Annotated in this window: 8 protein-coding genes and 1 riboswitch; of the genes, 3 read left to right on the top strand and 5 right to left on the bottom strand. The window is 62.8% G+C overall.

What is annotated here, in order from left to right; translation table 11 throughout:
* Positions 1-95: 95 nt before the first annotated feature.
* The 4 genes from AC07SU_RS30530 to AC07SU_RS30515 form a co-directional block, all read right to left on the bottom strand.
* Positions 96-1,055, bottom strand: coding sequence for a metal ABC transporter ATPase (locus AC07SU_RS30530; protein ID WP_494999226.1), 960 nt, complete (start codon positions 1,053-1,055; stop codon positions 96-98).
* A 41-nt stretch (positions 1,056-1,096) separates the two neighbouring features.
* Positions 1,097-1,909: an aldo/keto reductase gene (locus AC07SU_RS30525; protein WP_494999225.1), complete on the bottom strand. Its 813-nt coding sequence runs from the start codon at positions 1,907-1,909 to the stop codon at positions 1,097-1,099.
* Entirely contained in the window at positions 1,906-3,081 is a 1,176-nt protein-coding gene (locus tag AC07SU_RS30520; protein ID WP_494999224.1) for an NAD(P)/FAD-dependent oxidoreductase, read from the bottom strand. The genes AC07SU_RS30525 and AC07SU_RS30520 overlap by 4 nt, the downstream gene beginning before the upstream one ends.
* A gap of 70 nt (positions 3,082-3,151) precedes the next feature.
* Entirely contained in the window at positions 3,152-3,487 is a 336-nt protein-coding gene (locus AC07SU_RS30515) for a DMT family transporter (protein WP_494999223.1), read from the bottom strand.
* 100 nt (positions 3,488-3,587) lie between these two features.
* Between AC07SU_RS30515 and AC07SU_RS30510 the strand changes: the two genes are divergently transcribed.
* Both AC07SU_RS30510 and waaA read left to right on the top strand, forming a co-directional pair.
* Positions 3,588-4,478: a LysR family transcriptional regulator gene (locus AC07SU_RS30510; protein ID WP_176997161.1), complete on the top strand. Its 891-nt coding sequence runs from the start codon at positions 3,588-3,590 to the stop codon at positions 4,476-4,478.
* A 23-nt stretch (positions 4,479-4,501) separates the two neighbouring features.
* Entirely contained in the window at positions 4,502-5,779 is a 1,278-nt protein-coding gene (gene waaA / locus AC07SU_RS30505; RefSeq protein ID WP_494999222.1) for a lipid IV(A) 3-deoxy-D-manno-octulosonic acid transferase, read from the top strand.
* A 121-nt stretch (positions 5,780-5,900) separates the two neighbouring features.
* Here the strand turns inward: waaA and AC07SU_RS30500 are convergent, their stop codons facing one another.
* Entirely contained in the window at positions 5,901-7,340 is a 1,440-nt protein-coding gene (locus AC07SU_RS30500) for a TolC family outer membrane protein (protein ID WP_176997159.1), read from the bottom strand.
* A 196-nt stretch (positions 7,341-7,536) separates the two neighbouring features.
* A riboswitch (TPP riboswitch) is annotated at positions 7,537-7,642 on the top strand.
* A 148-nt stretch (positions 7,643-7,790) separates the two neighbouring features.
* Between AC07SU_RS30500 and thiC the strand changes: the two genes are divergently transcribed.
* The gene (gene thiC, locus AC07SU_RS30495) at positions 7,791-9,680 is read left to right on the top strand and encodes a phosphomethylpyrimidine synthase ThiC (protein WP_494999221.1); all 1,890 of its coding nucleotides are present in this window, start codon (positions 7,791-7,793) and stop codon (positions 9,678-9,680) included.
* Positions 9,681-9,738: the final 58 nt, after the last annotated feature.

The raw sequence follows: 9,738 nt of genomic DNA, 5'->3' as shown, positions 1-9,738 counted from the left end.
CCCCCCCCCCCCCCCCCCCCCCCCCCCCCCCCCCCCCCCCCCCCCCCCCCCCCCCCCCCCCCCCTGCTCCTACAGGTAAAGGTCTGTTCTTGAGATCAGCGGCTGGCTTTTTTCTTCGGCACGATCTTGCGCAACACACGCTGCGCCAGGCGCTTGAGCTTCGACTCTTTCTCCGGCTCTGCCAGGCCTTGCTGCCTGAGCCAATCCTTCCAGCGAATCCGCTCATCACGCACCAACCAACCCTCCTGCTGGGCGAAGCTTTCCGCCAGGTACAGGCCCCGTGTGCTCGCTGGGTAGAGTTGGTCTTTCTTCACGGTGTACAGCTCGGCCAGAGGCTGGCCGTCCTTCAAGGGCATCAGGTACAGGTCCGGGCGCTGGCGGTCCAGGCGGGCGACCAATTGGTCGCCTTCGAGACGCTCGTCCACATGGAACAGGCTCAGGGATTTGGCTTCCTTGGGCACTTCCAGGCGCAGGTCGTAGATCAGCTGCAGCGACGCCGTGGGAAGGTGCACGTAGGCCCGTGGCCGCTCGATCAACTGGGTGGTGGCGCAGCGCACCGGGCGTGCCGCGCCCGACAGGGGGCTCAGGCGAAATGGCAGGGCTTCACGGTAATGCAGTGCAGCGGAGTAGGGCGCTGGCAGCCAAGTGTCATTGAAACGCCCGCCGAGCCAGCCTTCGGGTGTCTCCAGCAGGCATTCCTCGGCGATTTCTTGGATGGCGGTGTGCAGCGGCAGGTTCAGTTCGTGGGCGGGGACGTAGCCGGAGATCAGCTTGAGCACCACGTCGCCACGGTCCTGGCGGCGCTGGCGTACCAGCACCCAGTAATCCTTGTTTTGCCAGTGCAGGGTCAGGCGTACCGACACGCCCAGGTTGGCCAGCTCCAGGGCGAAACGCTCGGGGTCTGCCACTTCTACTGGCTTGCGCCGTTGCAGGGTCTGGGCAAAGTTGAGCGGCATGCCCACGCTCTGGTAGCTCAAGCCTTCGGGGGTGGCTTCGACGTGCAGCGGCAGTGTTTTGAAGTTACTGGGGTTTTTTCTTATGAGCGTTCGCGGCATGTCGGCTCCTTCTTGCGACGGGGTCGGCCGCGTGGGCGGCATCAGAGTTGACGAATGACCTGGGCAGCGGTCGCCACGTTATGGGCCAGGTGCAGCGGGTTGATGGTCCCGACAATAGCACTGGCGACGCCCGTTTGCGCAAACAACAACATGAAACTGGCTCGAATTGGATCCATTCCGGGTTCCAGGCAAACGTGTCCGCTGGCCAAGGCCTTTTTCACCAGGATGCCTTTGCCATGGGCGGCGGCATAATCAATGACGGCTTTTTCGGTTTGTTCGTTCAAATTGTAGGTGACCATCGCGCAATCGCCCCGTTCCAGAGCCTTCACGCCGCCTTCGACAGTTTTGCCGGAAAAGCCGAAACCACGGATCTTTCCTTCCTTTTTCAGCGCCTCGAGGGTCTGGTAAACCTCGCAGTCGTTGAGAATGTGCAGGTCATTGCCGTCGGAATGCACCAGCACCAGGTCGATAAAATCCGTTTCAAGCCGTTTCAAGCTGCGCTCGATCGACATCCGGGTATGCGCCTCGCTGAAATCGTGGCTGGACAGCCCCTCTTCGAATTCTTCGCCGACCTTGCTGACGATCACCCAGTCCTTGCGCTGGTCGCGCAGCAGCGGCCCCAGGCGCTCTTCGCTGCGGCCATAGGCTGGCGCGGTGTCGATCAGGTTGATGCCCAGTTCGCGGGCCTGGCGCAGCAACATCCGCGCCTCATCGTCGCCTGGGATCTGGAAGCCGCTGGGGTATTTCACCCCTTGATCACGGCCCAGTTTCACGGTGCCCAGGCCCAGTGGCGATACCAGCAGGTCGGTGCTGCCCAGGGGGCGATGCAGGTCGTGCAAGGTCGGTAGGGTCATGGCAGCAGTTGCTCCCAGGCAGGAACGCCGATGGCGGGTTTTGGCAGCTCGGGCAGGGGCTCGCTCGCGGTTGGGCGGATGCTGTCGCGTTCCAGGCTGTTGATCACTCGATCGGCAAAGTCCGGCGCCAGGGCCAGCTTGGTCGGCCAGCCCACTAGCAGGCGGCCCTGCTCAGCGAGGAAGGCGTTATCGGGACGGGTGAGGCCCGATTGCAGAGGTTCTGCGCGGTCGACGCGCAAGGTGGCCCACTGGGTCTGGCTCATGTCGATCCACGGCAGCAACTGCGCCAGTTCTTTTTGCGCAGTGGCGATTTGTTGTTCTGGCGTGCGCGCCACGCCGTCAGCCTCGGCAATATCGCCGCCCATGTACCACACCCAGTTGCCGTCGGCGGCCGGGTGGGTGGTGACGGTGATGCGCGGCTTGGTGCCGCCACCCAGGCAGTGGGCGTACAGCGGTTTCAGGCCAGGGCCCTTGGCGATGATCATGTGCAGCGGGCGCGTTTGCATGGCCGGTTGGCTCAGGCCCAGGGCCGTCAGCAGCTCTGCCGTGCCGGCGCCGGCACTCAGTACGATGCGTTGCGCGCGAATCTCGCGGCCATCCACCTTCAGGCCTACCAGTGCGTCGCCTTCCAGCAGCGGTTCGATCCGCTGGCCAGCGAGCAAGCCGTCACCGGCCAGGTGCGCCAGGCGTTCGATCAGGCTGGGGACGTCGATGACCAGTTCCGCCAGGCGATAGACCTTGCCCTTGAAACGGCGGTCCTGCAGGGCTGGCGGCAGGTCGTCGCCCTTGACCTGGTCGACGCGGCCACGCACGGCCTTGCTGGCAAAGAAACTGGTGAGGTTGCCCGCGAGAGTGCCGGGTGACCACAGGTAATGCGCTTCGGAGAGCAGGCGCACGCCGCTCAGGTCCAGTTCACCGTTACCGGCCAAGGCTTCGCGCCAGCGGCGCGGCATGTCGGCGATGGCTTCGGACGCGCCGGTGAGGGCGCCGTGCAGGGCGTATTTCGCGCCGCCGTGGATGATCCCCTGGGACTTCATGCTTTGCCCGCCACCCAAGGTAGCGCTTTCCACCAGTACTGTGGAGTACCCCTGCCGGCGCAGGCGCGCATTCAGCCAGAGGCCGGCAACCCCGGCGCCGACAATCAGAACGTCGGTGGAAATAACGGATGGCATGGGCGACCTCAGTGTTCAAGACAAGAGGCGCAGTATACAGGGATCGAAATGGGTCGGTGCCCGGCGGGTATCAGTGCCCGGCGGTTTTCGAGAACAACTGGATCACCACTACGCCCAGCACGATCAGGCCCATGCCCATGATCGCCGGCATATCGAGCTTCTGCCCATAGATGAACAGCGCCGCGACACTGACCATCACGATCCCCATCCCCGCCCAGACCGCATAGGCCACGCCCACCGGTACGGTGCGCACCACCAGCGTCAGCATCCAGAACGCCACGCCATAACCGACGATCACCAGCAGCAAGGGGATGGGCGTGCTCCACCCCTTGATGGCTTTCATGGAAACGGTCGCGATCACTTCCGAGCAGATGGCAATGGCCAGATAAACGTAGGCGGCATTCATGGTGGTAATCCTCGGAGTGGGTTTCTACAGGGTTGGCATTTTAGGGGTTCGACAGATGGGGTAAAGTCATTACCTATCCGAATTGAAGATGGGTTGAGCCATGAGTGTGCAATGGAACCTGGACCAGATGCGCCTGTTTGTCAGCGTCGCCGAACAGCGTTCGTTTTCGGCCGTAGCGCGCGGCCAGCGCAAGGCGCAATCGGCGGTAAGTAACGCGATTGCCCTGCTGGAGGCGGACTTGGGGCTGACCCTGTTTGAACGCAGCAGCGGGCGCCAGCCCACCTTGACCGAAGCTGGCAGCGTGCTGCTGGAAGAGGCCCGCGAGGTGTTACGCCAGTGTGAGCGTCTCAATGGTCGGGCACTCTCTTTGACGCGTGGCGAGGAAGCGTTGCTGCGCCTGGCCCAGGATGAAGCCATGCTGTTCCAGCCGGTGCTCGACAGCCTTGAGGCGTTGGCTGGTCAATACCCTCATCTGGAAGTGCAACTGTCCAGCGCGGCTCAAGGGGACGTGGCGCGCAAATTGGTGGAGCGCAAGGCTGACCTGGGTCTGTTGTTCTATCACGACCAGATCCCCGAGGCCCTTGAGCGGCGGGTGGTGGGCAGTGTGGAAATGGTCACGGTCTGTGGCGTGAATCACCCGCTGGCGAAAGAGACCTACGTGGATTGCAAGCGCCTGGCGCAGTTCCGCCAGTTGCTGATGTCGACGCAAACCAGCGTCTACCCCGGCAGCGAGGCCGCGAGCCCCCTGGTGTGGCGTGCCGACAGCTTCTACGTACTGGCCGAATGGCTGATGAGCGGCCTGGGCTGGGCCTGGCTGCCCCGGCATATCGTGCAGTACCCGACCTACCAGCAGCAGATGGTCGAGCTGGACAGCGAGTGGACGCCGCCAGCCCTGGTGGTGGAGCTGGTGTGGCGCCGCGATGAGCACTTGGGCCCCGCTGCGCGCTTCCTGGCCAAACGTTTTGCTGAGTGCTTGCAGGCGATTGACTGAAAAAGCCGATAAACTCCGCCGCCATGAATAGAACTCTCTACAGCTGTCTGTTTTACCTGGCGCTGCCGTTGGTGGCTTTACGTCTGTGGCTGCGTGCGCGCAAGGCGCCGGCCTATGCCAAGCGCGTCGGCGAGCGGTTTTCCTACGGATTGCCGGTGATGCAGCCGGGCGGGATCTGGGTGCACGCGGTGTCGGTGGGCGAGAGCATCGCCGCCGCGCCGATGGTGCGCGAGTTGCTGCAGCGCCATCCCACGTTGCCGATCACGGTCACGTGCATGACGCCGACCGGCTCCGAGCGTATTCAGGCGATGTTTGCCAATGAACCGCGCATCCAGCACTGCTACCTGCCCTATGACGTGCCGTGTGCGGCCAAGCGTTTCCTTGATCGTGTGCAGCCGAAACTGGCGATAATCGTGGAAACCGAACTGTGGCCCAACCACATCCACGCCTGTGCCCAGCGCGGGATTCCGGTGGCGCTGGCCAATGCGCGGTTGTCAGCGCGTTCGGCCAAGGGCTATGGCCGTTTCGCCAAGCTGACCGCGCCGATGCTGGCCGAGATGAGTTTGCTGGCGGTGCAGACGCACACCGAGGCCCAGCGCTTCCTCAGCCTTGGCGCGCGCCCGCAAACGGTCGAGGTGACCGGTTCGATCAAGTTCGACCTGACCATCGACCCGCAATTGCCGGTGCGTGCCGCAGCGTTGCGCGAACAGTGGGGCGCCAGCGAGCGTCCGGTGTGGATCGCCGCCAGTACCCACGAAGGTGAAGACGAGGTAGTGCTGGCTGCCCACCGCCAATTGCTCGACAGCTACCCGAATGCGCTGCTGATTCTGGTGCCGCGCCATCAGGAACGTTTCGGCCCGATGTTCGAACTGTGCCAGCAACACGGGTTTGCCACGGCGCGTCGTTCCAGTGGTGAGCCGGTCACCCCGCAGACCTCGGTGTTGCTCGGCGACACCATGGGCGAGTTGCTGTTTCTGTATGCGCTGGCTGACAGCGCCTTTGTCGGCGGCAGCCTGGTGCCAACCGGCGGGCACAACCCGTTGGAACCGGCGGCACTGGCGTTGCCGGTGATCATGGGGCCGCACGTGTTCAACTTCCTCGAAATCACCGCGATGATGCGCGAAGCGGGGGCGTTGCGTGAGGTGGATGACGCGCAAGGATTGGCTGAGGCGGTGCGCCAGTTGTTCGAACTGCCGCAGGATGCGCGCAAGATGGGGCAGGCGGGTTTGGCGGTGATGCAGGCCAACCAGGGCGCGTTAAAGCGCTTGCTGGACGGCCTCGATCGACTCATCACCTACTGAAACAACACCGATAAAACTGTGGGAGCTGGCTTGCCTGCGATTGCATCATCTCGGTACTTCAGCTGCACCGAGGTGTCTGCATCGCAGGCAAGCCAGCTCCCACAGTGGTTTTGGGGTGGGCTTAATTACCCGGGCGGGCCTTGAGCTGCTCGGCCGCGGCTTTGGCCAGGTCGGGCGGCAGGAAGTCCTTGTCAGGGTTGTAGTCAGCCTTGAGGTAACGCGTCAGGTCCTGCAGATCCCCCGGGTTCAGGGTGCCCGCGGCTTGCTTCAGGCGCAGGTTGTCGAGGATGTAGTCGTAGCGGCTGTTGTTGTAGTTGCGCACCGACGAATACAGCTGACGCTGTGAGTCCAGTACGTCGACGATGTTGCGCGTACCCACCTGGTAACCGATCTCCGTGGCTTCCACCGCGCTCTGGTTCGAGATGATCGACTGGCGGCGTGCCTGCACCTGTTCCACGTCGGTATTTACCGCGCGGTGCAGGTTACGCGTGTTTTCCACCACCTGGCGGCGCAGGCCTTCACGTTGCTGTTCGGTCTGGTCCAGGCGCGAATAGGATTCGCGCACTTGCGAACTGGTCAGGCCGCCGCTGTAGATCGGGATGTTCAAGCGCAGGCCGATAGTGCGCTGGGACACATCGCCCCCGTAGGGCACCGGCAACTGGTTCGGGTTGCTGAAGCCCAGCGCGTCGTTGTCGCCTTTTTCATACTGCGCCACGGCGTCGAGGGTCGGAGCATGACCGGCCTTGCGCTGCTTGAGGGTCTCTTCGGCGGCAGTGACGGCGTAGTTGCTGGCGAGCAGGTTCAGGTTCTGGCGGCCAGCCGTTTCAACCCAGGCCTTGGCGTCATTCGGCGCCGGTGGCAGCACCGGGAGCGTGTGGACAATGCCCTGGATCGAGTTGTACTGACGATTGGTCAGGGTGATCAGCGCCTCGAAGGCGTCATCCACCTGGCGCTGGGCAACGATGCGGTTGGCGCGCGCTGTGTCGTAGCTGGCTTGGGATTGCAGCACGTCGGTTTTGTCCGACAGGCCGACATCAAAGCGTTCGTTGGACTGATCGAGCTGGCGCTTGAAGGCGTTTTCTTCGGCCTTGGTCGAAGCCAGATTGTCCTGGGCGCGCAGCACGGCGAAGTAGTTTTCAGCGCTTTGCAGGATCAGGTTTTGCTCGGTGGCCGAAAGTTGCAGCGAGGCCTGCTCGTTGACGGCTTCGGCAGCTTGCAACTGGAACCAGCGATCGGCACGAAACAGCGGCTGGCTGAGGGTGGCCCGCCAGGAATGCGCATCACGGTTGACGGTGGCGGCGGGCTGGTCGATCTGGGTGCGCACGTTGTTGCTGTCGGCGCCGGCCGACAGGTTCGGCAGCAACCCGGCGCGGGCCTGGGGCACCACTTCTTTCTGCGCGCCGTATTGGGCGCGGGCAGCGGCCAGGTCGGCGTTGTTGTTCACCGCCTCCTGGTAGACGCTGACCAGGTCGGTTTTGGCGGACAAGGGCGCTTCTGCTGCCCAGACCATTCCGTTGGTCGCACAAGACACGGCGAGAGCCAGTGAGAGTTTGCGCAGCATGAGGCGATCCCTAGAGTGAATATTACGGCGATAATTTAGCGCCCAAGGCTAAGGCTGGCCATTCCTGGCGTCAAGCCTTGAGGCGGCTCCCGAGTGTAGTGGCCAGATCACGGCACAACAATCCTGCAATCACGCCATTCATCACGCTGAATGCACCGCCATTGGCAATTTGCCCACGGCATGGTCTAGACTGGCCGCGTTCTTGTCGGGGTGCCTTGTTGGAAGGCTGAGATCGGTAAATACCGGATCCCGTTGAACCTGATCAGGTTAGCGCCTGCGTAGGGAACAAGATTTCTCGTCACCCGGCGAGTCCTCTTGTGCTTCGTCCGGGATGCTGTTCATTTATTGAGCAGCCCTCGTGCACCAAGCACAGCACTGGTTTCAGTGCGTCCATCCGTCCCAGGTTCGCTCCGACAAAAATCCACCGCCTGGATAGTTGGAGAGCCCGTGATGACTACAAAATTAAAAAATACCGTGCACCTGAGTGAATCGGTCCAAGTCGACTCCGGCTCCGTGCAGCCGTTTACCCGCTCGCAAAAAATCTACGTACAAGGCACCCGCCCGGACATTCGCGTGCCGATGCGCGAAATCAGCCTGGACGTGACCCCCACCGATTTCGGCGGTGAAATCAACGCCCCTGTCACTGTGTACGACACCTCCGGCCCCTACACCGACCCCAACGTGATCATCGACGTGCGCAAAGGCCTGGCCGACGTGCGCTCGCCGTGGATCGAAGTGCGCAACGACACCGAGCGCCTGCCAGGCCTCACCTCGCACTTCGGCCAGCAGCGTCTCAGCGATGCCGAGCTGACCGCGCTGCGCTTCGCCCACGTGAAGAACCCACGCCGCGCCAAGGCCGGTGCCAACGTCACGCAGATGCACTACGCGCGCAAAGGCATCATCACCGCCGAGATGGAATACGTCGCCATCCGCGAAAACATGAAGCTGGAAGAGGCCCGTGCCACCGGCCTGCTCGACCAGCAGCATGCCGGCCACAGCTTCGGCGCCAGCGTGCCGAAGATCATCACCCCCGAATTTGTACGCGAAGAAATCGCCCGTGGCCGCGCGATCATCCCGGCCAACATCAACCACACCGAACTGGAACCGATGATCATCGGCCGTAACTTCCTGGTGAAGATCAACGGCAACATCGGCAACAGCGCCCTGGGTTCGTCCATCGAAGAAGAAGTGGCGAAACTGACCTGGGGCATTCGCTGGGGCTCGGACACCGTGATGGACTTGTCCACCGGCAAGCACATTCACGAAACCCGCGAGTGGATCATCCGCAACTCGCCGGTACCGATCGGTACGGTGCCGATCTACCAGGCACTGGAAAAAGTCGGCGGCGCCGCCGAAGACCTGACCTGGGAGCTGTTCCGCGACACCCTGATCGAACAGGCCGAGCAGGGCGTCGACTACTTCACCATTCACGCCGGCGTGCTGCTGCGCTATGTGCCGCTGACCGCCAAGCGCGTGACCGGCATCGTGTCCCGTGGCGGTTCGATCATGGCCAAATGGTGCCTGGCCCACCACAAAGAGAACTTCACCTACACGCATTTCGACGAAATCTGCGAAATCATGAAGGCCTACGACGTCAGCTTCTCCCTTGGCGATGGCCTGCGCCCGGGCTCGATTGCCGACGCCAACGACGCCGCGCAATTCGGCGAGTTGGAAACCCTCGGCGAGTTGACCAAGACCGCCTGGAAGCACGACGTGCAAACCATGATCGAAGGCCCCGGCCACGTGCCGATGCAGTTGATCAAGGAGAACATGGACAAGCAACTGGAGTGCTGTGACGAGGCGCCGTTCTACACCCTCGGCCCGCTGACCACCGACATTGCGCCGGGCTACGACCACATCACCTCGGGTATTGGCGCCGCGATGATCGGCTGGTTCGGTTGCGCCATGCTTTGCTACGTCACGCCCAAGGAACACCTGGGCTTGCCGAACAAGGATGACGTGAAGACCGGGATCATCACCTACAAGATCGCTGCACACGCGGCAGACCTGGCCAAGGGGCACCCGGGCGCGCAGATTCGCGACAACGCCTTGAGTAAGGCGCGCTTTGAATTCCGTTGGGAAGACCAGTTCAATCTCGGCCTGGACCCGGACACCGCACGCTCCTACCACGACGAAACTTTGCCGAAGGACTCCGCCAAGGTCGCGCATTTCTGCTCGATGTGCGGGCCGAAGTTCTGCTCGATGAAAATCACCCAGGAAGTGCGTGAGTACGCCGCCAACCAGCGCATCGAAGCGGTGGACGTGGATGTGGCCAAGGGCTTGGCGGAGCAGGCGGAGCGGTTCAAGCAGGAAGGCAGCCAGCTTTACAAGAAGGTCTGATGGCCTCACCACAATCCCTGTAGGAGCCCGGCTTGCCGGCGATGGCGCCCGTGAGATC

The sequence above is a fragment of the Pseudomonas sp. GW821-FHT05H12 genome, from assembly GCF_059419385.1.
Note: the sequence above shows the minus strand (reverse complement) of the source record. Positions and strands in the feature narration are given on the sequence as shown.